Consider the following 22,397-nt stretch of genomic DNA (forward strand, 5'->3'; position numbering starts at 1 on the left):
CCAGAATCCGGGCGCATTTTCAAATCACACAATCTTAGATCCAATTTAATCTCTATTTTTCCACGATGGAACTAATCGGTTTTTTTATTATCATCCTACTTATATTCGCGAACGGGTTTTTCGTTTCCGCGGAATTCGCCTTGGTTTCGATCCGGCCCTCCCGCTTGGAGGAATTGATTAAGGAGAATCGACCTCTCGCGTTCATTACGAAACGTGCCGCGCAAAAGTTAAACGACATGTTGTCCGTTTGTCAGGTCGGAATTACGATCGCCAGTCTTCTGTTAGGTTGGGTCGGCGAGGGTTATGTTTCGCGCTGGCTGACTTTTCTTCTCGAGACGCTCGGGTATTCAGTGAACGATGCGACGATTCACGGTTTGGCGATCACGGTTTCGTTTACGATCATCACGTTTCTTCATATTCTTTTGGGGGAGCTTCTTCCTAAAACGATCGCGATTCAAAACACCGAAACGATCGCGCTTTTTATCAGCATTCCTTTATTCTTCTTTTATTATATATTTTACCCGATCACGTTTTTTTTAAACGAACTGACTTCCTTTCTGTTAAAGCTGATGGGAATTCAGGCGAACAAAAGTAGAATGATGCATTCTCCCGAAGAGTTGATGATCATCATTGAGGAACAGAATAAACAGGGTAAGATCGATCAGGAAGAATTTCAGATCATCCAAAATACGTTTCAGTTTTCCGAACATCAGGCGAAGGACGTGATGACGCACCGTCTGAGCATCATCGGAATTCCGCACGATACAACGATGGACGCTTTGATTTCGATTATCGCGGAACATCATTTTTCTAGATATCCGATCTACGAAGGAAACACGGATAAAATCATCGGAATCATTCACGTTCAAACATATCTGACTTGGTTGTCCAATTCCAAAAAGGGAAGAAAGGAAAAAGTCACCGCCATCATGCAACCGCCGATCTTCGTTCCGGAAGGGCTTTCGATCGAAAAAGTGATGCAGAAACTGAGGGAAAACAAACAGCACATGGCGATCGTCATCGACGAATACGGCGGTGTTTCCGGTTTGTTGACCCTCGAAGATATTATCGAAGAAATTTTCGGACAGATCCGGGACGAGACCGACGATCATGAAACCGATCCGTTTCCCGCGCAACATTCAGATAGTTTTACGATCGACGGAGAAGCGGAACTCGACGAACTCAAAGAGATTCTCGTTGGAGTTCAAGACGAGGAGATCAAAGATATTCGGACGATTGCTGGTTTTATTCTCGGGCGTTTGGAAGATATGCCGGAAGAAGGTTCTACGATCGCGCTTCAAACCGGAACTCTTACGGTCGAAAAGATGGAAGGAAATAAAATTCTTTCCGTTCGCTTTACTCGGGGCAGTTTGAGCAATAAGGCTCAGTCTAAGAAATAATACCGGAAAACATTATGGCCCATCCTGGAAAAGAAATACTCATTGCGGTTTCAGGAAGCATCGCAGCTTACAAGGCCTGTGAGCTTGTGCGCAATCTTACGAAAGAAGGATATCCGGTGAGCGTGATTATGACGGCCCACGCGACCGAGTTTATCGGACCGATTACCTTTGAAGCGATGACCGGAAAGAAAGTTCGGATCGACGAATACGAGCAAGGAATGGCTCATATCGATGCGAAGAATTCCGCCGCTGTGATTGCCGTAGTTCCGGCCACTGCGAATATCATCGGGAAAATGGCGAACGGAATTGCGGACGATCTTGTAACTTCCACCTACCTTGCAGCGAATTGTCCGGTAATCGTCGCTCCCGCGATGAATCCGTTTATGTATTCTCACCCCGCGGTTCAAAGAAATTTAAAACGCCTTGCGGAAGACGGGGTGATTCTTGCGGATCCTTCCGAAGGTGTTGTAGTCTGTGGAGACGAAGGTTACGGAAAGTTGGCCGACATTTCCGCGATTCAAAAGTTGATTTTGGACGTTTACAAAAGAAATTCTTAGATAAAGGTAAGAGATTGGGATTTTCCAAAGCTATTATCACTTCCGGGCCGACTCGAGAATGGATCGATCCGGTCCGTTATATTTCGAATGCTTCTTCCGGTAAGATGGGTTTTCACATTGCCGAAGAAGTAGCTCTCTGGATTCCCGAAGTTGTTTATATTCACGGTCAGGTTTTGGACGACTATAAAAGTCCGAAAGGAACGAAGAAGATTGCCGCTGAAACGACTTCCGATATGTGTGACGCGGTCCTGAGTGAGTTGGCAGAGGGCACGATTTTGATTATGGCGGCCGCTCCGGCGGACTTCCGACCATCTCGGAGCAACGAATCCAAGATTAAAAAGGAAGATGGTAGTGAAACCATTCTCTTGGAATTAGTTAAGAACCCGGACATTCTGAAAACCGTTAGTTCTAAGATACAAAAAGAAGAAATTACGGGTTGTTGTTTGGTCGGTTTTGCCGCGGAGACGGATTCTTTGGAAGATCACGCGCAGGGAAAACTCAAAAGTAAGAATTTGGACTATATCGTTGGGAATTATGTAGGGAAAAATCAGAAAGGCTTTGGAGAAGTGGATACGACCGTGATTATTTTTTCTTCGTCGGGAAAAATGACGGAAATCGGTCCTTTTTCGAAAGAAGTGATTTCTCAGAAGATCGTAGCGTTTTTAAAAGGGGAGGCCGAGAAATCTTCGTGAGATCCTAGTTTAGGTCGGAACTACGGCTTGAAAGAGGGATTTCGGTTGAACGAAACCTTCCTTCAAACCAACCCGGCTAATTTTTCCTGGTCTTGAGCAAGGAGAATAACGGATTCACAGTATGTTTCCCAATCGGTTCTGCCGGAAGCAAAGTCGAGATAAATGGATTCCAATAAAAGAAAAAACATAAATCACCTCTTTCCTATAGAATCGAACAGAACTTGGAATTTCCTTGAGTTCTTTTTCTTGCCGAAGATAATAGGGAAGTTCTTTAAGTATTAAATATGTCTCTCGCGCTTTCCGAATCCAAGATCCGGAATCTAAAACAAAGCTTAGAATCCTCTAAAATTCCTTTTAGGTCGGAAGTCCGTCTCGGAATTTTGTCTTCATTTAAAATCGGCGGCACTTGTCCGGTTGTCATAGAACCGGAAAATTCGGCGCAAGTATTGGAAGCGCTTCATAACTTTCATAAATTCGAAATACCTTGGAAAATCCTTGGGGGTGGTTCCAACATTTTGATTTCGGATCATCCGGATAACTTCGTAACTTTGAGATTATCGGGAAAATTTAAAGAGTTCGAATCCAAGGGTGATGGACGGTTCCGCATCGGGGCCGCTACGAACACTACCCCGACGTTTCGCCAAATCTCGCAATTGGGTTTCACCGGGGCCGAGTTTCTAAGCACGATACCAGGGTGGACGGGTGGAGCTGTCATTCAAAATGCAGGGTGTTACGGCGGGGAACTTTTTGATTTGATTCAATCAGTTGAATTCTTAAGAGGAAATGAAGTTTTAGTTCGTAAACCTTCCGAAATTCAACATGGATATCGACACACGGAATTTCTAAAAGAAAAGAACTCGATCATCTTAGGGATAGAGATTCTTCTTAAAGAAGGAAATATAGAGGAGATTGAAGACTCACTGAAGGATAAACGCGATCGAAGGAATTCTTCTCAACCCGAAAATAAAAAAAGCGCCGGTTCTGTTTTTAAGAATCCAAAAATTTTTCGGGAAGACGGAAAAGAAATCAAAGCGTGGGAATTGATCGACCGGGCTGGTTTGCGAGGAGAAACGCGAGGGGGTGCACAAATATCTCCCGAACATTGTAATTTTATCGTTAACGTCGGAACAGCGACTGCTTCTGATGTAAATTATTTGGTAGAACTGGTTTTGGACAAGGTATTCAAAACTTCCGGAGTTATATTAAACCGAGAGATCGAATATTTCGGCGACATTCCGTGATTCTTTCGGAATTCCGACCAACATTACCCATTCACAGAAAAATCCTAATCCTTAGACGCATACATAGAAAGATCAGCTTCGTGAATTAACTCATCCAGTTTTTGAAGTGAACCGACGGACATTCCCCAAGTAAAATTGTAGGGAGGATTGTGATCTTTGCATTTTCTAATCAATACCGACATCGCTTCATGGAATCTCGTTTGGGTCTGTGTAATTTTCTCTTTGTTTTCGTGTTGGACCAGGATTAAGAATTCATCCCCACCGATTCGAAATATTTTGTCAGTTCCCCGGATCACATATCGAAGAATATTAGCGAAATGGCAAAGAACCAAGTCCCCTGTTTTATGACCATAGGAATCGTTAATTACCTTGAAATCATTCAAATCTAAAAGCGCAACTAATGCAAGATGGTCTTCCATCCGTCTACCGGACCATTCTTCCTTTAGATGATTCAATTTGTTTCTATTAAAAACTCCCGTGAGAGCATCGCGAAAAGCAAGAACTTTCGTTTCTTCATATTGATTCGAATGAACTAACGAAATTGCAGTGAAGTCGGCAATCGTTTGCAGAATCACCAAGTCCTCTGGAGAAAAAGAAGAACCATCGAATCGGTTCACGAGCTCGATTACTCCGTGAACTTGACCTCTAAAGATCATCGGGACAGCGATAATCGTTTTCGTTTCGAATCCGGTTCGCTCATCGACCTTTCTAGAAAATCGCGGATCGTTTCTGGCGTTTTCCACAAAAACGGGACATTTCGTTTGAACAACGGAGCCAGCAATTCCTTCTCCAGACTTTAAGCGAATATTTTTAATTCGCTCGAGTTCAAGACCTTCGGCAATCAGAAAAAACAATTCTTCAGAACTTTCATCGTATCTCATAAGACTCCAGTTCTCAGGGCTGAAGAATAAGCGCACTTCTTCCATGACAGCATCTAAGATCTCTTGCTGTTCGAGTGATGAAGTAATAATTTTACCGATCGAAGAATACAGTTTGATCAGCTCAGGTTTTGTATCTTTTAAGGTCATAACGAATTCTATTTCTTTAGACGAATCCATGGTTTGTTTGCCATTTTAGCGTAAGTTTTTATTTTAAGAAACAAAACCACTATATAGCAAGAGATTTCTAAAAAAAAATCAGTATATTTTTATTTTATTAGGAATCAATGATCAGTTCAAAGACAATTTGTTGATTTTTGACCGAAAAACTTTGTAGCAGACTTGTTATTCTGCATTTCGTTTTATCAATTCTTTGATCTAAGAATTCCTTTATAGTCGATTTGCGCATTTCCAAAGCCATCAAGAGGACGAATGTTTTACACATAGACGTCCCCAAATATCTTCCGAGGGTTCGGAGTTCCGCCCAGTCTTGTCCGTTCGGTCGAAATGATATTCGCATTAAACCTAATGACTTCGATTGATATGATACTCTTTCTCGTTTATGAGGTTTTTGATTTTTTAAGATCTCAAATTTATAACTTTGAAGAAGATTTTTTAGATAGTTTGCTAAATTTCTATTTTGATGAATTTTTTTGAGAGCATACGAATAGAATTTAGTCGGGATGTAAACATCTGCAGTAAATCTTCCATTTGAAGTTTGTAATTCTCTGCTGTGTTGGAATTTCGGGAAACGTATCTTTTTACCGTTCATATCCGAAGCGGTTCCAAGACCTATTTCCGGAGAACGGTAAAAAAGCGATTTTTTTGTGAAAGCAGGAATTTTTGTACCAGCTTAATCACCGGAATTCCGACCACTAAAGATCCAGGATCAGCCGAACTCGCTCTTCCAGCCCGCGAACCCGATCTAGATACAAAGCATCAACGGAACAAGCCAACACCAAACTATGCAAAAGATCCACGCAAAGAGAAAGTTTTTCTTCCTTCCTTCGAATCCTTTCGTTCCGTTCAAAAGCAACTTCGAGTAATTTACGGTATTGACTTCCATATCTTTCTGTGTATTCGTTCTGTAAATTAACGGGGGCAGAGTAAATCAGACTAAAGGGCAATCTCGCTTTGTCCGGATATTCTTTTGCCGTTTCAGCAACCGCTTTAAAGATCGAAATCACTTCAATATGAAGGCCTTGATCGCGAACGACTCTTCTTCTAATCTCGTTGAGAATGAGAAGATGGGTCGCAATCAACGCCTTTCTAAAAAGATTTTCTTTAGAATGAAAATGATGATAAATGCTCGGCTGTTCTAAACCACACTCTTTGCTAATTTCTCTCAGGGATGTTCCGTGAAAACCTTTTCTAGAAAACGCGATTGCCGCTCCCTCCAAAATCCTTTCACGGGAATTTTTATAGTCTCTATTTAAGGGATATAGAGGACTTCCGTCTTTTCTTAACACTTGCTTGGTAACTCCGGCTTTATGGATCTTTTTCTATGGATGATCCTAAAGCTTTTTTTCAAATATCTTAATATTCTATCCTTCAAACGTCAAAATTCTTTTTTGAAAACCTCAAAATAATTTCGAGTATCGTTAGGGAGAATAGAAGGAGAGGGTCCGAAGCCCGGATTGTTTTGATTCGGATTATATTGACCTTTGTTGTCTTTCTTATTATTGTTTGCCTGATAACTTACCAAGGTGCTGAATAGAAGTTCAAAATTCGCAACATTTAATGTAGAATCTTCTAAAGTAATTTCTACTAAGAAGTGATTTCCCGAACTCGTGTAGTCAAATTCGTAAAAGAAGACTGGATCGGCATAAGCGGAAAAGATCGGAGCGATTTTCCTGTCTTTTTTGTCGCTTCTATAAATCTGGACAAGGAAAGAATGTGCCGAGTCGTCGTGCGCGAGTCCTATTCCCAGTTTGTAATTTTGTGTTCCTTCTTCTTGGATAGAAGGAAGATGAATTTTATAAATAACTGAGTTTCCTTTAAAGACGGCACCGTTGAATTGATGCTTTTTTTCGACGTTGTATCCTGAGTCTCTAAGATTTCTCCTGACTTCTTCCAGATATGCCTTGAGATCCCTTCGTTCGTCTGCCGGTTTTCCGACCACCGACGTTCCAGCCGGGGTCTTATCCTGAGGCTCAATGGAATTCGAAATCGAAAAGATAATTAAAAGGAGGAGGAATGGGACAATTTTATCGAATTTGGAAACGGATTCGTTCATTTGATTCTCTTCCTACGTAGTGTAGTCGAGGATATACTTGATGAAAAGATTTTTTTATTCCTTTATCTCCCCTTTTGTTTTTTTCCGATTCGCCGACATATAAAATAGAAACACCAATTCGGCGGAATTTCATGAAATTTAAGATCCTTCTTCCCCTTGTCCTATTAACGTTCACAAACTGCGTTTCCAATTCGAAATACGACTCGTTGCTCAAAGCGTACGAAGAATCCAAATTGGATAACCAAAGAATTCTCGGCGAAAAGGAAGGTCTCTCCCGTTCTTTGGACGAATTAAAACGAATTCAGGAAGAATCCGAACAAAGAATCCAGGAATACAAAGGATTGATGGCAACGTTCCGTTCGCTGATCGATGCGGGTAAACTTAAGATCAAAATTATCGACGGAAGAATGGTGGTCGTTCTTTCTTCCGATATTTTGTTTCCCGTTGGTTCTGCATTTTTATCCCCGTCGGGAACGGCGGCTATTCGAGAAGTCACCGGCCTTCTCGCATCTCTTGAGGGAAAACGTTTTCAAATCGAAGGGCATACGGACGATACTCCGACCGGTATTAAAGGTTATACGAACTGGGAACTGGCGTCATCTAGGGCTTTGAACGTTTTGCATACGATGGTCAAGGCGGGAATGCCCGAGGTAAGAATCAGCGCCGCAAGCATGGGAGCTTCACGACCTGCGGTTCCGAATACTTCTCCCGAAAACCGCGCGGCTAACAGGAGAATCGAAATCGTGATCGTTCCGGATCTGAGTAATCTTCCCGGAATGGAAGAACTGAAGAAATACTCCAATTGATTCCTTTCCGTGAATATTATAAAAATTGAATTTAGGTGAAGGTATAAGCCCAGTAGATCAGCAAAAGCTGAATGGGTAATCTTAACAATAGAGCCCACTTCGGAGGATCGGTCTTTCTTCTCGATTGATAGTGATATAGATTGGCGGGGAATACCGCTATGAGAAGAAGGATCACTCCCCAGGCGCCGATTTGTCTCGTTTCGGGAAAAAGCAACATTCCTCCCAGCGCGATTTCCACTACGCCGCTGAAATAAACGACGAACTTGGGATAGGGAACGTAAGGAGGCATGATTCTTAGATAAAATTTGGGTAATACGAAGTGCATTACTCCCGCAAAGATATAAAGAACCGCCATTGTATAAAGGCTGATCACGGATGTTTCCGGCATAATTGTTTCCTTTTTAAGAGTTAAAGATTATACCAGATCGACAAGAAATCGGATTTAAAAAATTTCAAACCGTCCTTTTTTCCCTTCCTCGGAAACGGCTTCTTTGTTTCCGGATTTTAATCCGAAATCCGGCGATTCGAAGAGAATGAATCTGCTTCTGACGAAATTCTTCCCTTTTAAAAAAGTCCTTCTGAGTAAGGAAACGGTTCGAAGTTAAATTCATAGGCAACATTCTCCTTGCCCTGGAATTACTCGGTCATCATAGGAAAGTTCGATAAAGTACAAGAAAAAAAAGTATCCGTCCGAAATTTTTTTACGTTTCGTTACTCAGGATAGATTTTCGTTTTTAAATTTCTCTTTCCTCCGTATTTAAAAATCGAAGGCTCGAAAACATGGATCTAGATAAACGGCTTAAAGACGTGATGACGACGCGGATCATTACCATAAATATAAATGACACGGTCGCAAGGATCGGCTCAATATTCGACAAACTGGAATTTCACCACCTTTTGGTGATCGACGACCAAAAGAATTTGATCGGTGTTATTTCCGATCGGGATTATTTGAAAACGATCAGTCCTTTTGCCGGAACTAGAATGGAAAGAATACAAGATACGCAGACTTTGACGAGGACGGCTTCGCATATCATGAGTTCCTTTTTAATTACGGTTCAGGAAGAACAAAACGTTCGGTACGCCGTGGAACTGATGCTCCGTTATAAGATTTCCTGTCTTCCGGTAATGAATTCTAAGAATGAAATTGCCGGTATCGTGACATCAAGGGATATATTGAACGAAATTTTGAAAGGTCCGGCCGGGTTAAACCCTTGATTCGGCGATTCTAAGAACGCCTATTCTTTCCTTCGGTTTATTCGAAAGATAATCCATAGAAATCGAATATTCGGAATATATGTTTTCTAAAGTTTCCGAGACTTTTTCCCAAGTGCATTCGATCGCTTTCTTTCTCGCTTTTGCGGCGACCTTTTTTCTTAATCCGGGATTATTGGAGAGAAAACTAGTCATATCGATAAATTCCTGTTCTTTACCAAAGCGAGGAAGAAGAGCGGAAGTTCCGTGCTCTAAGTAGGAACCCGCCGCCGCATATTGATAAGCGACCAACGGTAAACCGCTTGCCATCGCCTCCAAAACGACGTTTCCGAACGTTTCCGTCATACTTGGAAAAAGGAATAAATCTCCGGAAGCATAATGTTTTGCTAATTCTTCACCTTTCTTTAAACCGCAGAAAATCAAATCAGGATTCTTCTTTTCCAGAGTTTCGCGGAGCGGTCCTTCGCCGACTAGAACCATCCTTGCGTTCGGAATCGTTTCTTGGATTTTACGAAACGCTTGTACCGCAAGCTCTATGTTTTTTTCCGCCGCGATTCTTCCCACATAGAGCGCGACAAGTTGATCTTGCGTCACTCCCCATTCTTTTCTAAGGGAAGAATCCCTTTTGGATGGATGAAATAAATTCGCATCGATCCCTCTCGATACGATTCTTACGTTCTCGTATCCTTGTTTTAAAAGATGATCGACCAAGTCTTGCGAAGGAGTTAAGGTGATCGCCGTACGATTGTGAAGTCGTCTTAGATAATTCCCCACAAGTTTGCCCGCGAATCCTACCTTGTAATATTCCGTGTAAGAATGAAAGTTCGTTCTGAAATCGCTGACCACCGGAATTCCTAGATCCTTTGCGGCGCGAACGGCGGACCAACCGAGCGGTCCTTCGGTGACTACGTGAACGATATCGGGTTTTTCCTTTTTGAAATGTCGCTTTAATATCCGTTTTGCGGGAAAGCCGAAACGCATATCGGAATACATCGGAATCCTGCATCCGGCCATAAGAACCTCGGTATATCCTTTTCGATTGTGATTCGAATCATTCAACCCTTGTCTTGGACGGAAAAGAAGAATGTCGTGACCTCTCTCCACGAGATCGTGTACCATCTTGTGAAGCGTTTTTGCGACACCGTTGATTTCGGGATAATACGTTTCCGTGATCACCGCGATTCGAAAGATTCTTTTTCCTGGAATCGAAGCGGGTTGGAATGGTTGAAGTTCGGAGTCGGGTCTCATGCCCGGAGATGGTACCGGGCGGCGGTGAGATTCCCATTAAAGGAATATTAAATTTTCGTTACAGAGTCGAAATTCATCGAAAGAGATATTCTTTAATTCTTCTTTCCTTTGGAAGGTTTCGCGGGAGCGTTCTTCTTATTTTGGATCTCGTCCCATTTTTCTTTCAGCCAAATTCCGGATTCCTTCGTTTTTCCGTCGACGAATTTAACGAGATACGGTTTCCCGGATACGCTCGACTTGGATCCGATATGTTCTATAAAATCCGGTATGGTTTGGATTCGTCCGCCTGCGGAGTTCAGTTTTCTTTCCATGTGTTCTCTAGCTTCTTTCGGATCGTGTTCGGTCCCGTTGCGTACGAACTTGCAGGCGCAGGATTCAAGCGAACTCATCAATAGATCGAGGTCGTTCCGAAAATCCGAGTTTCCTTCGGCGAAAACGGATAAGGACAACAATAGGATGATAAAGTAGATTCGATTTTTTCTCATAGATTCAATTTCCTGAATATTCTTTTCTAAAATTCGATCCGGGTAAACAAAGCGAGATGAAACGTGCGGAATTCATACGTTTATCCGTTATCCTTGAACGACGAACCTCGAAACGCGCGTTGAAATTTTCAAAACGAAAACGAAATTTCTTTTCGGTTTCGAAAAACATTCTATAAGCGCTGCAGTTCTTCCAGAGCGTCCTCCAAACGGTCGTCCCCCCAGAATAATTCCTCGCCGATCACGAAACTAGGAGCCCCGAAAATCCCGAGTTCGACGGCTCTTTCGGTTTGTTTGCGAAGAAGATTTTTCACTTCTTCCTTTTGCGTGTCTTCGATAATTTTCGTACCATCGAGCTTCAGTTCGTCCAAAATGGGAATCAGAATTTCCGGTTTGGAAATGTCCGAGTCCTTCGCAAAATTAGCGCTGAACGTGTTTCTAATAAAAGAAGAAATCCACGGCGCTTCCGAATTCGCGACAGCAACTCTAGAGGCAAGCAGACCGTTTCTCGGAAATTGCGAAGGCATTTTGAACGGAATTCCGTATTTACGGCTTCTCCGCTCCAGATCCTTCCACATATACTTTCCCTTGGAAGGATATATGTTAAAGGGAGAATCGTTCCAGCCCTGTTCCTTAAAGATCGGTCCCAATAGAAACGGTCTCCAGAGAATTTGAATTTCTTTATTTTTGAGAAGGCTTTCGATTCTAATTGCGGAAAGATAGGAATAAGTGCTCGCAAACTCGAAAAAGAATTCAATTTTTTGCATATAGTTTCGACCTTTCGTTTTAAAAATTACGGTTCCCATGTCGATCGAAAGAAGGACCAGATGTCCTCCGCCGTATCGAGTTCGTATGTGGGAGTTCCGAGCGAACCTACGAAGGGAATTTTTCTTTCGATCCCGGGCCAATTGTGACCGCCTCCGATCACCTTGTAAAGACGAACGGAGGTTTTTCCTTTGCACTGATCGTAGGAACGGATTTCCAGTTTCGTATTATCGTCTTTAGCGTCCCGAGTTTCCAGCTTCGGATTTTTAGAACAGGAGTTCCAAGCGAGCCAACGATTCACGGAATCTTCCACGCTGAGAATTTGGCCCCCGTCTCTCACATAACCTCCGTAATACGGAACCGTGGGATCGTCCGTTCCGTTGATAAACGCCACGGAAACGTTTCCCTGCGGTTCGAAGTTTTTTAATACGAACTCGGAAATTTGAGAGGCCACGCTGACTCCCGCCCGAAAGCGCTTCGATTTTTCGATCAACATTCTTTGCGTCATAAAGCCGCCGTTCGAATGGCCTACTATAAAGATCCGATCGTTTGCGATCGGAAAAAGTTCGGAAAGATGATCGATGAGTTTTTCCAAAAAGAGAACGTCGTCTATTTTATCCCGGTCTGCGGGTGTCGCTCCCCGTCCATCGGCCCAGCTTCGATTGTATCCGTCCGGATATGCTACGAAAAAACCTTCCCTGTCGGAAACTGCGTTGAACTTGGAATCTTCCAGAATATTTTTTCCGTTTCCGAGTCGTCCGTGAAGTACAAGAATCAACGGAAGTTTTTGCCGATCGCCGATCGGTTGTTTGGGAACGTGAAACCAATAATTTCGCGTTTTTCCGTTTATGACGATGTTTTCATACGTGGAACCGTCCTTCAGAGGAATTTGGTTTCCGCGCAACAACCTGCAATCGGAGATTCCGATCCAGATCAGATATATTATAATTTTAGAATATATAAAACGGTTTCTCATTGTTTTTCGAATTCCTCGATCGAGTTCAGCAGATTTTTTTCGAAACTGGAAGAAGGCCAAAAAAAGGGAGAAAGCGGAAGGACCAAAATTCCTCGCCATTGATCCAGCGTTAGATGATGGACGGATTCTTTCGGTTGTTTCGATTTTTCCGAGATGCGATATATGATTCTGTGCTCGGTCCGATTGTAATACGGAACGATTCCCAAAGTGAAGAGGCTGGCGAAAAAATTCAGGACGTGAATCGTCCGGTAACTGTAGAAAGGTTTTTGTTCTTCGAGAATGATTTCCAGAAGCAGGTCGGCTGCTTCGTCCTCTTGAAATCCTTTTTCCAAAAGATTCTTTTTGATATGAAACATTTCTGAATTGTAAAGAGAAAATCCGGTGAATTCGAAACGGACTTTTTTGTCCTTCGGAAGCGCGTTTCCGTTTTGGACGATTTCGGTAGGATTGGTAAAACCGGCGCAAAAGTTAAACGTTAAAATACAAAAGAATATTATAAATTTTTGATTCATTTAATAAATCGACCTCGAATCGGATAGAAACTTCCTCGTATAAAGCGAATAAGCGGATTCGATTTCCTCGCCGTCGTCGATGAACGTCAAACCGAGTGAAATCCATCCGAAAGAATGGACGCTATCGATCGAATACGAGTATTCTCCGATCTTTTGATTCCATTTCCAAACGCGGAAGGTGATCTTGTCCTCGGACTTCTGTAAGATCGGTACGATGAAAAAAGTCTGAATCGCAAGAATTCGATTGAGAAGATACAGAGAAAAGGGCCACGGCTTTTTCTCCACCATCCAAGAAACGGGTTGCGGTTGTTCTCCGAATAAAAGACCGAGACGCGGAGATGATTCCAGAATGATCTGAATCTTAATCTCGGAATCGGTTTTCGTATGAAGCGAAATTCGTTTAAACCGATTGGAAAGATGAAGCGTTCGCAAAATTTCCGAAGCGAGTTTTTTACTGGAATCCTCCTGCCAACCGATGAGTTCGTACGTCACTTCCGCTTCGATTTGGGAAGAATCCTTCGGCGTGATCGGAAGCGAATTGCCGGTAAGAAATACGGAACAGCCTTGCAGAAAAAGGAAGCAGAAGGATAGAAGAATGATTCTCGACATTGATAGTAAGATCGGAAGTTTCCGTTTAAGATCAAGCCGGAATTGAAGCGGAATGATTAGAGGAGATTTCCCCAAGGATCGATTTGATGATCCACCGCATACAATCCGGGTGCGACCAGCTTTCCTTTTTTGGATTGATCTGCCATTCCCAAAGTCGCGGAGGCGAGTTGTCCGATGATCGCGTCCATTCCTTCCGTGGGAACCCCGTAGAATAAAAAGTTAATCGGACTCAAGTCGCTTAACAAAAAGAACGTCTTTTCGATTTCTTTCCCGTCTTTTGAAACGTTGAACGTTACCTTACCGCCTTGATCGATTCCCGATTGAGGATCCAATATACGATCGAATTCCAAGCGCGCCGGATAACCTCCGATCTTTTTGTCTTCGGAAAACGAAAGTTCGTCGAGCCAGTGAATCAAATCTGTGTATTCCGCGGTTTTGGTGGAACCGGAGGCGATTAGGATTTTCGATTTCGTTCCGTTCAGAATCAGATCTTCGAAATGTTCTTTTTTTAAAATCGAAATGCCCACGACTCCGAGAATCAGATCTCTGGAAAGAAATTCTTCCCTTGCGATTTCGTCTATCGTTCGATAATCGAGATTACCCGGTTCGGAAACTTTTAAATCGACTTGAACCAAATCCTGATTCGTATCGTGAAGTCGTGATCGCAGATATTTGCACAAGAACGTCCCGATGTTTCCCTTTGCTCCGAGAATCAGGATCTTTCTCGAAGATAAAATCATTCCTTGTCCGTTTAAAATGGACTCGATCGCGCTGAGAATGGAATACGCGACTTCTTTGGATTCTTCCCTAACCTTTTGGTTCGAGATCGCGATGGAGAACGCCGGTAAAAAGAGTTTTTGATTTTTGTCCTCAACGTTTTTGAGTCGATCGTAACCGTTTCGCGTATGTTCCACCGATCCGATCAAGGTTTGCGATAGGAAGTCCGCGACTTTCAATTTCGGCGTCGCGCGGTTTACGGAATATTCTTTGCAGAGAAACTCGACGTCCTTTCCCGCGATCGCGAATTCGTTGAAGAACGGCGCGATATAACCGCCGTCTTCCACTAAGATCGCTTTTTCCTTTTTTTCGTACGAATCCAAAAGTAGATTTAAGAAGAGATGTCCCGAAAGAAGTTTCATCGCGTCGAAGAAGCCGAGCTTTTCCTCTTCCAAACGGTCGTACAAATTTTTGAGTTTCGAAGAATCGCTGTAAAGCGGCGATACGGAATAATAGATTTTGTTTTTCGGTCCGACTTTGAGTTGAAGTCCGGACATATAAAAATGATCCGTGGGAACGTCCAAAAGAACGTCCAAATATGCGGAAGGAACCACTCCGCCGTATTTTACGAAGGCGACGGTGAGTCGTCGGGAGCCGAGTCTGCGAAAGGTTTCGATCAACGCGACGATTTCGGACGTGATATGATGTATTAGAAAAACGTTAAATCCCGTTAAATCGAAGTCGTGATTTTCTTGGTTCGCGATTTTTTCCAGGATCGGCATCCGCTTGAGATAATGATTCAGATCGAGGGTCGTCCGTTTTGTGTTGAAGCTGAAGTTCAACACGCGGTCCAAACGCGAAAGGTCGATATAAACTCCGGTTTCGTCCGTAAGTCGAACGAGAACGGTAAAACCTTCTTTGAGATGTTTTGTTATTTCATGATCTTCTAATACAAGAAAGATTTTTTTAAACAAGGGAAGAGCTTCGATCGGATCGGTTTTGACGATCTCATCGGAAAACCGTTTATCCCAGAAAACGCTGATCTGATCCAACTTTCCGAGAGGGGTTTTTTCGATTTGTTCGAATACGCGGGAAAAGGAACGATTCTCCTCCACGTAAAATTTTTCTCCTCTTTGCGCCGCGCTGAGAATTCCGTTGTTGATCGCTTCGGCGATTTTCGTGCTTCCCGCTATAAAGATTCTGGAACCGATATCGTCCACAACAACGTGCGGCACTGCGGTAAGATCGATGTTGGCTCGATCGTAATTTTCCACCGTTAAGCGAAAGAAGAATTCTCCCGGTTCCTTTTGATTGGGAACCCGTTCCAGGATGAATTGATAGTCGATGTTTTCGTTGGGGCTCGCGTGATGAAAGGGAAACACGAGCGCGTAGATCTTGCAGTTCGCCGGATCTTCTCCGTAAAATTCGGGATGTATTTTTTTCGCCCAAACCTGTCTTTGAAACGTTCCGAATACGGTTCTTAAATGATCCTGAAATTCTTCCTTAAAAAGAAGGACGTCCTTTAAAACTCCGGCTCTTGCGTAAATTTGAATATAACCGATATGTAAATTCAAAAGTTCGCTGTTTATATTCGGGTTGATCTTGTAAAAGATCGTTACGTCTCCGATTCCGTTTTGGACTTGTTCGAAAACTTCTTCGCCTAGGGTTCTGGAAAGAATGGAAAGGCCCGTAAAGATACGGAGGTTTCTGAGATCGAGATCCCAAATTCCTTCCTTGCCTTCCTTCAGATTCGATCCGAGGGAGGTTTCCAATTCTCTCGGAGATGAAGAGTTAGGCATGTTCGATCACTACTTTGATGGCTTCGGGCGTATGGGCCTTCGTGAACGCTTCCGGAAGATGATCCGGAGAATACGAATGAGTCACCATATTCTTTTCCAAAGCGTCGGAAACCTTTTTGTTTTCCTGAAGCAGTTTGATCGCCAGGTGGAAATCTCCGCATCGGGAAGAATGGATCGATTTATTCGCATTCAAAAATTCTAATAAAGAATTTCCTTTCGATTCTCCTTTGAAAAGGATCGCGCTGCGAGGACGGATCAGCGAATTTTCGTGTCGTGGGTTCGGGCGTATGAGAAGATCGATTTCCTCCGCGGTTCCCGCGATTCCCAGGTCGAAACGGGGAACGCGTCCTTGAAAGTCGGGCGATTCCAAAATCTTCTCCGCTTCTTCGACGCTTCCGTAATATGTTTTAAAATGAGAAGGCAGATTCAATTTACCGACGCTCGGCGAGACGTAAACCGTTTGGTTTTTGCGATTCTCCTTTTCCCAATGAAAGTTCAGATTTTCTTCGCTGAATTTCAAAACGGAAAGTTCGTCTACCACGAGTTCGGTGAGTTTTTTGACTCCGAACACTTCCTGGCCGTTCGTCGTCTTGAGATGCAATTCTCTATTAGAAAGTTTTAATGCGGTTTCGAATCCGGAGGTCGTACTGGTCGTATCGTAGACGATCGCGAAACGATCTTTGAGAGATTCAATACTTTCCTTTCTTAGATCGATCGCTTCGTCCGCTCCGAGATTGAGGGAAAGTTTGAGAAGGTGATCGTGTCTCGCAAGCGCCGTAATTTTGAATTTGATTCCGGAAGAGGCGCGAAAGGCGTCTAACGCGGCTATGACGAGGCTGCCCAATCTTCTCGGGCCGAGCACGGCTACGTTGTCTCCGTTCTTGGGCGGGGAAGCGATGACCGCTTGCAAAGACGCTGCGAACGGTTCGATTAGAACCGCGGTTTTATCGGGAAGATTTTGAAACGGGATCGCCGCGTTTTGCGGGGCCAAAATATAAGGACCGAATCCTCCGGGCAATCGATCGATTCCGAGAACTTTTCGTTCGGGGCTGTGGGACGGAATTCCTTCTTCGCAAAATTCGTCGGAAGGAACTTCTCCTCTTGCTTCGTATGTGTCGTTGATTTCGACCACGTATTTTTGTTTGATTCCGTTGTTCGCTTCCACGTCTTCCGCGATCACTTCGTGTCCGATCACTTGCGGAAGCGGGAAGGGAAGAAATCTTCGGGAAAGATCGGTGGAACAAACTCCGCAGAGTTTCGATTTAAGAAGTTTATAACCGGGGCCGAGATGCAGATATTCCTTTCCGTTTCTGGAAATGTCCCAACCTTTTTCCAGGCTTCCTTCGAACTGATAATCGGCTTTTTCAAACGTGTCGTCCGAACGATAGTCCATGGCTTCGAATTGGATTTTCATACATCACCCTTGGTTTAGACAAAGAATCTTGGAATTTCGGTCAGTGTAGAATTCGTAGGGATTCCGACAAATCCATTCTCATTGATTGGAGAATACGATTTTGCCCTTTCTCCAGACTTGAAACTGTCCCGGCTCGCAGATCGTCCATTCTTCGTTGGAAGTGAGAGGTCGAGTCGCGATCACTGTGACGATATCTCCGGGTGTTGCGACTTTTCGAAAGTCCACGCTGAGGTCCGCGTCGACAAGCCGGGCTTTTCCAAACGGAGATTTTCGGGTGATCCAGGAAAGTTTGGTCGAACAGAACGCGTAGAGATTTTTTGAATCGCTGAGAAGGATATTGGAAACCCCTTTTTGATGGAGTTCCGTCATCAGTTGTCCGATCGTTCGGAAGAGTTCTGTCTCATTGCGGGGAGAATTTTTGAATTTCTTTTTGAGTTTGCCTAAAAGCCAACAGAACGCGTATTCGGAGTCCGTACTTCCGACCGGGAGAAAATCACCGAGGGATTCTTCCTTGATCTTTTTGAATTGTCCGTTGTGTGCAAAAGTCCAATAGGAACCCCAAAATTCCCGTACAAAGGGGTGCGTGTTTTTGAGTTCGACCTTGCCTCGGTTCGCTTTGCGGATATGGCTGATTACGGTTTCGCTTTTGATCGGAAGTTTTTGGACAAAGGCGGCGATTTTGGATTCTATCCCCGGTTCCGGATCATGGAAGACACGAAGTCCTTTCCCTTCGTAGAAGGCAATTCCCCAGCCGTCTTTATGAGGCCCGGTTTTTCCTCCTCTTAGAACGAGGCCGGTCAAACTGAAACAAATGTCTGTAGGAACATTGGCGCTCATGCCGAGGAGTTCACACATGATTCTTCCTTTAAAAGTTCGTTTAATATATTAGAATATTTTTCGTAAAAACAGAATCTTTCTGTCCAGCGATTTTTCAAGGATTCCTTGCAGAAATGGACAGGCAACTGGAAACTGAGCCGGTGATTTTGCATATAGATACGGAAACAGGCTGGAGGGGAGGAGAAAGACAACTTCTTCTTCTGGCAGAAGGATTAAAGAAGCGAAAGATCCCACAACTCATCGTGGGCAAACCCGGATCCGCCTTAGAAGGACGGTGTTCCGACCATGGGCTTCCATTCCAAGCCATCGACATGAAGGGAGAATGGGATCTCGCATCTGTCAAATCGATCCGCGCTGTCGTTCAAGAAAAAAAAGTAAAACTCATCCACACGCACACCGCAAAGGCCCACACGCTTGCTTTGTTCGCAAAATCAAAACTCCCCGAAACGAAATTGATCGTTTCCCGACGAGTCGACTTCAGCATTCGAAAAAACTTATTTTCGATTTGGAAATACAAATCCAAACGCAACGATCTCTTCTTAACCGTTTCCAATAAGATCCGCGAAATACTTTTGAGGGACGGAGTCGATCCCGCAAAGACCGTGACCGTTCACAGCGGAATCGATTTCTCTTTCGCGAAAAAACTTCCCGATCCTGCAAAATACAAAAAAGAATTCTCGATCAAAAAGGATACGATCGTGATCGGAAACGTGGCCGCGCTTGTCGATCACAAGGATCAGAAAACACTTTTGAATGCGGTCGCGAAAATCGATTCTTCCAAAAACTTCAAAGTGTTTCTCATAGGCGATGGAGAACTCAGAAAAGAATTGGAAACGCTCGCAAATACATTAGGAATTTCTGATAAAGTCGTTTTTACCGGTTATCGCATGGATGTTCCCGATATTCTTTCCCTGTTCGATATTTTTACGCTAACCTCGAAAGAAGAAGGACTTGGAACCTCGATTCTCGACGCGATGGCGGTCGGACTTCCGATCGTCGCGACAAAGGGAGGAGGAATCGGAGAAATGCTGACGCACGAAAAAGGCGCCTTTCTCGCCGATGTGGGCGACGCCGAAGCTCTGGCAAAACATTATGAAACTCTAATGGATGACGTAAAACTCCGTAAAACGTTCGGAAGTTTCAATAAGGAATCGGTCAAACGATTCTCCATCAAAAACACGATTCGCAAAACGGAGCTTGCGTATTATTCGTTTCTGGGCGAAGAACTTTTCGGAGAAAAAGAATGAAACGTCTTCTTATCATCGACGGACACGCGTTCGTCTTCCGCGCGTATTACGCCTTCGGAGCCTCCAATCTCACCAATTCCAAAACCGGAAAACCGAGCGGAGCAACATTCGGTTTTTTTAAAATGCTTTTTAAACTGCTGCAGGATTATGCGCCGACTCACGTCGCGATGACCTTCGATCCGGGCGGTCCTTTGGAACGAGGAAAAACCTTCGAAGAGTACAAAGCCAACCGCAAACCTATGCCCGAAGATCTGCGTCCTCAAATCAAAGAAGTCATGGAGACTTTGGAAAAGATCGGGTTTAAGGTCTTGAGAATGGACGGCCACGAGGCGGACGATATCATCGGAACTCTCTGCGATACGTATCGTTCGACCGCAAAGGAGATTCTGATTTTTTCGGGCGATAAGGACTTATATCAATTATTAGAAAAAAAGAATATTAAGATGCTCCGCGGTAAAAAGGGAGTCACCGAATTCGTGGAAATCGATTCGACCTGGGTTAAGGAAGAACTGGGCGTGGACGTAAAACAAATTCCCGATTACATGGGAATCGTCGGCGATACTTCGGATAACATTCCCGGGGTAAAAGGAATCGGAGACAAAGGCGCATCCAAACTTCTTCAGGAATACAAGACTCTAGACGGGGTTTATAAGAATCTCGAGAAAATCAAAAATCCATCGATGAAAACCAAGTTGTCGGAACAGAAGGAAAACGCCTATCTTTCCAAACGACTTGCGACGATCCGCAGGGATTTGGAATTAGGAATCACTGAAAAGGATATCGAAACGCCCGATTACAAATCGGACGCAGCGATCCTCTATTTTAAATCTCAGGGTTATAACGTTCTTTCGAGAGATCTCGCGAAATCGGCGGGGAAAGAAGTTCCCAAAGACGCGGAAGTTGTCGATGCGGCCTCGGCTGGAACGGATGAAACGAAACCGCTTCCTAAAGGCGAAAAAGGAACGTATCGACTCATCACGAGCGCGGAGGAGCTTTCTAAAATCTGCAGAGGTCTTTTGAAATCCAGGGTTCTATCCGTGGATACGGAAACGACTTCGCCTAATCCTGTTATGGCGGAACTTCTGGGAATTTCCTTTTCCAATCAGGAGAAAACCGGGTTTTACGTTTCGGTAAAAAACAATGCGTCCTTATTTCAGGACAAGTCACTCAGTCTGGAAGAAGTCCGCGAACATCTCGGGCCTGTTTTGTCCAGCGATGTCCCAAAGGTCGGACAGAACATCAAATACGATCTGATCGTATTAGAAAATCATGGTTTTGTGTTGAACAATATTCAGTTCGACACCATGCTCGCTTCCTACGTTTTGCGGCCGGAAGGAAGACGTCACAACATGGACGATCTTGCGAAGGATTTGCTGAACTACGATACGATTACCTATGACGATCTGGTTGGAACCGGAAAAAAGAAAAAGGAACTGACCGACATCGATCCCGAACAAGTCGCCGAATACGCCGCGGAAGACGCGGATGTCACGTTCCGTTTGTATCAAATTCTCAGAAAGTCGATCAAAGAATCTGGAGTAGAACCGATTCTCCGCGATATGGAAATGCCCTTGATACCGGTTCTTGCCAAGATGGAAAAGACCGGAATCGCTCTTGATGTTCCCTACTTCGAGGAATTGGCCCGCGATTTCGATCGAGAGATCCGTCATCTCGAAGGCGAGATTCACAAACAGGCGGGCGGACCGTTTAACATCGCTTCGACGAAAGAATTGCAGAAGATTCTTTTCGACGATTTGAAACTCAGGGTCGTGAAAAAGACGCAGACCGGTTATTCGACCGACCACGAGGTTTTGGAAGAACTCGCGGGAGAACATCCGATCATCGAAAAACTTCTGGATTACAGGAAATACACAAAGCTAAAATCCACGTACGTGGACGCTCTTCCGAAAATGGTAAATCCTAAGACGGGAAGAATTCATACGAGTTACAATCAAACGATCGCCGCCACGGGAAGACTTTCGTCCACGGATCCGAACTTACAAAACATTCCGATCCGCGACCGGGAAGGAAGACTTCTGCGAAAAGGTTTCGTCGTCGGTTCGAACGATTACGAAATTCTCAGCTTGGATTATTCCCAGATCGAACTTAGAATCATGGCGCATGTTTCAAAAGACGCGGCGATGCTCGACGCGTACAATCACGGCATAGACATTCATAAAAGAACGGCCGCGGCCTTGTACGGGGTCGCGGAAAAAGACGTCACGCACGAGATGCGCGATAAGGCGAAAGTAGTTAACTTTTCCGTAATATACGGAGTTACTCCGTACGGTTTGAGCCGAAATCTTAGAATTTCAAGAGACGAGGCGAAATCGTTTATAGAACGTTATATGACACAGTATCCCGGCGTAAAAGCGTATATGGATTCGATGGTCGAATTCGCCGAAAAGAACGGTTATGTTCAGACTTTAACGGGACGCCGCAGACCCGTTACGGATATCAACAGCACGCACAAATCCGCGAAAGAAGCCGCTAAAAGAATCGCGATCAACAGCCCGATTCAGGGAACAAGCGCGGACATGATTAAGATCGCGATGATCAAAATCCACGACGAGATCGAAACGAAAGGATACAAATCGAGAATGCTGTTGCAGGTTCACGACGAATTGGTCTTTGAAGTTCATAAAAAGGAAAAAGAAGAGTTCAAGGCTTCCATGAAAAAGCACATGGAGAACGCAATGCCATTGGATCTGCCGATTCTCGTGGAAGGAAAGTTCGGAGTCAACTGGGACGAAGCTCACTAAAGTC

At 44.0% G+C, this 22,397-nt stretch carries 23 protein-coding genes; 8 read left to right on the forward strand and 15 right to left on the reverse strand.

The features are described 5' to 3' along the window. The first annotated feature begins 65 nt into the window (after positions 1-65). The 3 genes from LFX17_RS01715 to LFX17_RS01725 are packed head-to-tail and all read left to right on the forward strand — an operon-like array spanning position 66 to position 2,649. The gene (locus LFX17_RS01715) at positions 66-1,400 is read left to right on the forward strand and encodes a hemolysin family protein (protein ID WP_238744712.1); all 1,335 of its coding nucleotides are present in this window, start codon (positions 66-68) and stop codon (positions 1,398-1,400) included. Positions 1,401-1,414: 14 nt separating this feature from the next. Beyond that, on the forward strand, positions 1,415-1,957 hold the full coding sequence (locus LFX17_RS01720) for a phosphopantothenoylcysteine decarboxylase (RefSeq protein ID WP_238728590.1): 543 nt from the start codon (positions 1,415-1,417) through the stop codon (positions 1,955-1,957). A 14-nt stretch (positions 1,958-1,971) separates the two neighbouring features. Continuing rightward, positions 1,972-2,649, forward strand: a complete 678-nt coding sequence (locus LFX17_RS01725; RefSeq protein ID WP_238744713.1) for a phosphopantothenoylcysteine decarboxylase — start codon at positions 1,972-1,974, stop codon at positions 2,647-2,649. Between the two features lie 62 nt (positions 2,650-2,711). Here the strand turns inward: LFX17_RS01725 and LFX17_RS20790 are convergent, their stop codons facing one another. Next, a complete protein-coding gene (locus LFX17_RS20790; RefSeq protein WP_010572808.1) occupies positions 2,712-2,837 on the reverse strand; it encodes a hypothetical protein in 126 nt (41 codons plus the stop codon). A gap of 96 nt (positions 2,838-2,933) precedes the next feature. On the opposite strand from LFX17_RS20790, the gene murB reads away from it, so the two are divergent. Next, complete coding sequence (gene murB / locus LFX17_RS01730) at positions 2,934-3,890, forward strand: UDP-N-acetylmuramate dehydrogenase (protein ID WP_238728592.1); 957 nt, start codon at positions 2,934-2,936, stop codon at positions 3,888-3,890. 44 nt (positions 3,891-3,934) lie between these two features. On the opposite strand, the gene LFX17_RS01735 is transcribed toward murB, so the two are convergent. From LFX17_RS01735 to LFX17_RS01745, 4 genes are all read right to left on the reverse strand, one after another. After that, positions 3,935-4,918: a sensor domain-containing diguanylate cyclase gene (locus LFX17_RS01735; protein ID WP_238728593.1), complete on the reverse strand. Its 984-nt coding sequence runs from the start codon at positions 4,916-4,918 to the stop codon at positions 3,935-3,937. 127 nt (positions 4,919-5,045) lie between these two features. Continuing rightward, positions 5,046-5,540, reverse strand: a complete 495-nt coding sequence (locus LFX17_RS20915) for a DUF1564 family protein (protein WP_406600653.1) — start codon at positions 5,538-5,540, stop codon at positions 5,046-5,048. A 103-nt stretch (positions 5,541-5,643) separates the two neighbouring features. Beyond that, a complete protein-coding gene (locus LFX17_RS01740; RefSeq protein ID WP_238728595.1) occupies positions 5,644-6,237 on the reverse strand; it encodes a TetR/AcrR family transcriptional regulator in 594 nt (197 codons plus the stop codon). An 89-nt stretch (positions 6,238-6,326) separates the two neighbouring features. Further along, positions 6,327-7,004 carry a hypothetical protein gene (locus LFX17_RS01745; RefSeq protein WP_238728596.1) on the reverse strand — a complete coding sequence of 226 codons (678 nt, stop codon included), beginning with the start codon at positions 7,002-7,004 and terminating at the stop codon, positions 6,327-6,329. Positions 7,005-7,135: 131 nt separating this feature from the next. On the opposite strand from LFX17_RS01745, the gene LFX17_RS01750 reads away from it, so the two are divergent. Beyond that, a complete protein-coding gene (locus LFX17_RS01750; protein WP_238728597.1) occupies positions 7,136-7,810 on the forward strand; it encodes an OmpA/MotB family protein in 675 nt (224 codons plus the stop codon). Positions 7,811-7,841: 31 nt separating this feature from the next. Here LFX17_RS01750 and LFX17_RS01755 read toward each other — a convergent pair whose 3' ends face one another. Continuing rightward, positions 7,842-8,198, reverse strand: coding sequence for a DoxX family protein (locus LFX17_RS01755; protein WP_238728598.1), 357 nt, complete (start codon positions 8,196-8,198; stop codon positions 7,842-7,844). Positions 8,199-8,590: 392 nt separating this feature from the next. Here LFX17_RS01755 and LFX17_RS01760 point away from each other — a divergent pair, with 392 nt between their 5' ends. Further along, positions 8,591-9,028, forward strand: a complete 438-nt coding sequence (locus LFX17_RS01760) for a CBS domain-containing protein (protein ID WP_238744714.1) — start codon at positions 8,591-8,593, stop codon at positions 9,026-9,028. Here the strand turns inward: LFX17_RS01760 and LFX17_RS01765 are convergent. From LFX17_RS01765 to LFX17_RS01805, 9 genes are all read right to left on the reverse strand, one after another. Further along, positions 9,017-10,273 carry a glycosyltransferase family 4 protein gene (locus LFX17_RS01765; RefSeq protein WP_238744715.1) on the reverse strand — a complete coding sequence of 419 codons (1,257 nt, stop codon included), beginning with the start codon at positions 10,271-10,273 and terminating at the stop codon, positions 9,017-9,019. The two genes, LFX17_RS01760 and LFX17_RS01765, sit on opposite strands and share 12 nt — an antisense overlap. Positions 10,274-10,365: 92 nt before the next feature. After that, positions 10,366-10,758, reverse strand: a complete 393-nt coding sequence (locus LFX17_RS01770; protein ID WP_238728601.1) for a YfeK family protein — start codon at positions 10,756-10,758, stop codon at positions 10,366-10,368. Between the two features lie 170 nt (positions 10,759-10,928). Beyond that, the gene (locus LFX17_RS01775; protein WP_238744716.1) at positions 10,929-11,522 is read right to left on the reverse strand and encodes a 2-hydroxychromene-2-carboxylate isomerase; all 594 of its coding nucleotides are present in this window, start codon (positions 11,520-11,522) and stop codon (positions 10,929-10,931) included. A gap of 26 nt (positions 11,523-11,548) precedes the next feature. Continuing rightward, complete coding sequence (locus LFX17_RS01780) at positions 11,549-12,496, reverse strand: alpha/beta hydrolase family esterase (RefSeq protein WP_238744717.1); 948 nt, start codon at positions 12,494-12,496, stop codon at positions 11,549-11,551. Continuing rightward, complete coding sequence (locus LFX17_RS01785) at positions 12,493-13,008, reverse strand: hypothetical protein (protein WP_238728604.1); 516 nt, start codon at positions 13,006-13,008, stop codon at positions 12,493-12,495. Before LFX17_RS01785 ends, LFX17_RS01780 begins: the two co-directional genes overlap by 4 nt. Continuing rightward, entirely contained in the window at positions 13,009-13,617 is a 609-nt protein-coding gene (locus LFX17_RS01790) for a hypothetical protein (RefSeq protein WP_238728605.1), read from the reverse strand. A gap of 56 nt (positions 13,618-13,673) precedes the next feature. Beyond that, positions 13,674-16,133, reverse strand: coding sequence for a hypothetical protein (locus LFX17_RS01795; protein WP_238744718.1), 2,460 nt, complete (start codon positions 16,131-16,133; stop codon positions 13,674-13,676). Continuing rightward, positions 16,126-17,547 (reverse strand): alcohol dehydrogenase catalytic domain-containing protein, encoded by a 1,422-nt coding sequence (locus LFX17_RS01800; protein ID WP_238744719.1) that lies wholly within the window; start codon positions 17,545-17,547, stop codon positions 16,126-16,128. Before LFX17_RS01800 ends, LFX17_RS01795 begins: the two co-directional genes overlap by 8 nt. Before the next feature lie 78 nt (positions 17,548-17,625). Beyond that, on the reverse strand, positions 17,626-18,402 hold the full coding sequence (locus tag LFX17_RS01805) for a class II glutamine amidotransferase (protein WP_238744720.1): 777 nt from the start codon (positions 18,400-18,402) through the stop codon (positions 17,626-17,628). 122 nt (positions 18,403-18,524) lie between these two features. Between LFX17_RS01805 and LFX17_RS01810 the strand changes: the two genes are divergently transcribed. Together LFX17_RS01810 and polA are read left to right on the forward strand one after the other, a co-directional pair. After that, positions 18,525-19,631 carry a glycosyltransferase gene (locus tag LFX17_RS01810; protein WP_238747622.1) on the forward strand — a complete coding sequence of 369 codons (1,107 nt, stop codon included), beginning with the start codon at positions 18,525-18,527 and terminating at the stop codon, positions 19,629-19,631. Then, a complete protein-coding gene (gene polA, locus LFX17_RS01815) occupies positions 19,628-22,393 on the forward strand; it encodes a DNA polymerase I (RefSeq protein WP_238744721.1) in 2,766 nt (921 codons plus the stop codon). Before LFX17_RS01810 ends, polA begins: the two co-directional genes overlap by 4 nt. The last annotated feature ends 4 nt before the right edge of the window (positions 22,394-22,397 follow it).

It is taken from the genome of Leptospira sanjuanensis, assembly GCF_022267375.1.
GTDB lineage: Bacteria > Spirochaetota > Leptospiria > Leptospirales > Leptospiraceae > Leptospira > Leptospira sanjuanensis.

Coding starts and splice junctions, on each gene's coding strand:
- LFX17_RS01715 (WP_238744712.1), top strand. CDS start 66: ATGGAACTAATCGGTTTTTTTATTATCATCCTACTTATATTCGCGAAC.
- LFX17_RS01720 (WP_238728590.1), top strand. CDS start 1,415: ATGGCCCATCCTGGAAAAGAAATACTCATTGCGGTTTCAGGAAGCATC.
- LFX17_RS20790 (WP_010572808.1), bottom strand. CDS start 2,837: ATGTTTTTTCTTTTATTGGAATCCATTTATCTCGACTTTGCTTCCGGC.
- murB (WP_238728592.1), top strand. CDS start 2,934: ATGTCTCTCGCGCTTTCCGAATCCAAGATCCGGAATCTAAAACAAAGC.
- LFX17_RS01735 (WP_238728593.1), bottom strand. CDS start 4,918: ATGACCTTAAAAGATACAAAACCTGAGCTGATCAAACTGTATTCTTCG.
- LFX17_RS20915 (WP_406600653.1), bottom strand. CDS start 5,540: ATGAACGGTAAAAAGATACGTTTCCCGAAATTCCAACACAGCAGAGAA.
- LFX17_RS01745 (WP_238728596.1), bottom strand. CDS start 7,004: ATGAACGAATCCGTTTCCAAATTCGATAAAATTGTCCCATTCCTCCTC.
- LFX17_RS01750 (WP_238728597.1), top strand. CDS start 7,136: ATGAAATTTAAGATCCTTCTTCCCCTTGTCCTATTAACGTTCACAAAC.
- LFX17_RS01755 (WP_238728598.1), bottom strand. CDS start 8,198: ATGCCGGAAACATCCGTGATCAGCCTTTATACAATGGCGGTTCTTTAT.
- LFX17_RS01760 (WP_238744714.1), top strand. CDS start 8,591: ATGGATCTAGATAAACGGCTTAAAGACGTGATGACGACGCGGATCATT.
- LFX17_RS01765 (WP_238744715.1), bottom strand. CDS start 10,273: ATGAGACCCGACTCCGAACTTCAACCATTCCAACCCGCTTCGATTCCA.
- LFX17_RS01770 (WP_238728601.1), bottom strand. CDS start 10,758: ATGAGAAAAAATCGAATCTACTTTATCATCCTATTGTTGTCCTTATCC.
- LFX17_RS01775 (WP_238744716.1), bottom strand. CDS start 11,522: ATGCAAAAAATTGAATTCTTTTTCGAGTTTGCGAGCACTTATTCCTAT.
- LFX17_RS01780 (WP_238744717.1), bottom strand. CDS start 12,496: ATGAGAAACCGTTTTATATATTCTAAAATTATAATATATCTGATCTGG.
- LFX17_RS01785 (WP_238728604.1), bottom strand. CDS start 13,008: ATGAATCAAAAATTTATAATATTCTTTTGTATTTTAACGTTTAACTTT.
- LFX17_RS01790 (WP_238728605.1), bottom strand. CDS start 13,617: ATGTCGAGAATCATTCTTCTATCCTTCTGCTTCCTTTTTCTGCAAGGC.
- LFX17_RS01795 (WP_238744718.1), bottom strand. CDS start 16,133: ATGCCTAACTCTTCATCTCCGAGAGAATTGGAAACCTCCCTCGGATCG.
- LFX17_RS01800 (WP_238744719.1), bottom strand. CDS start 17,547: ATGAAAATCCAATTCGAAGCCATGGACTATCGTTCGGACGACACGTTT.
- LFX17_RS01805 (WP_238744720.1), bottom strand. CDS start 18,402: ATGTGTGAACTCCTCGGCATGAGCGCCAATGTTCCTACAGACATTTGT.
- polA (WP_238744721.1), top strand. CDS start 19,628: ATGAAACGTCTTCTTATCATCGACGGACACGCGTTCGTCTTCCGCGCG.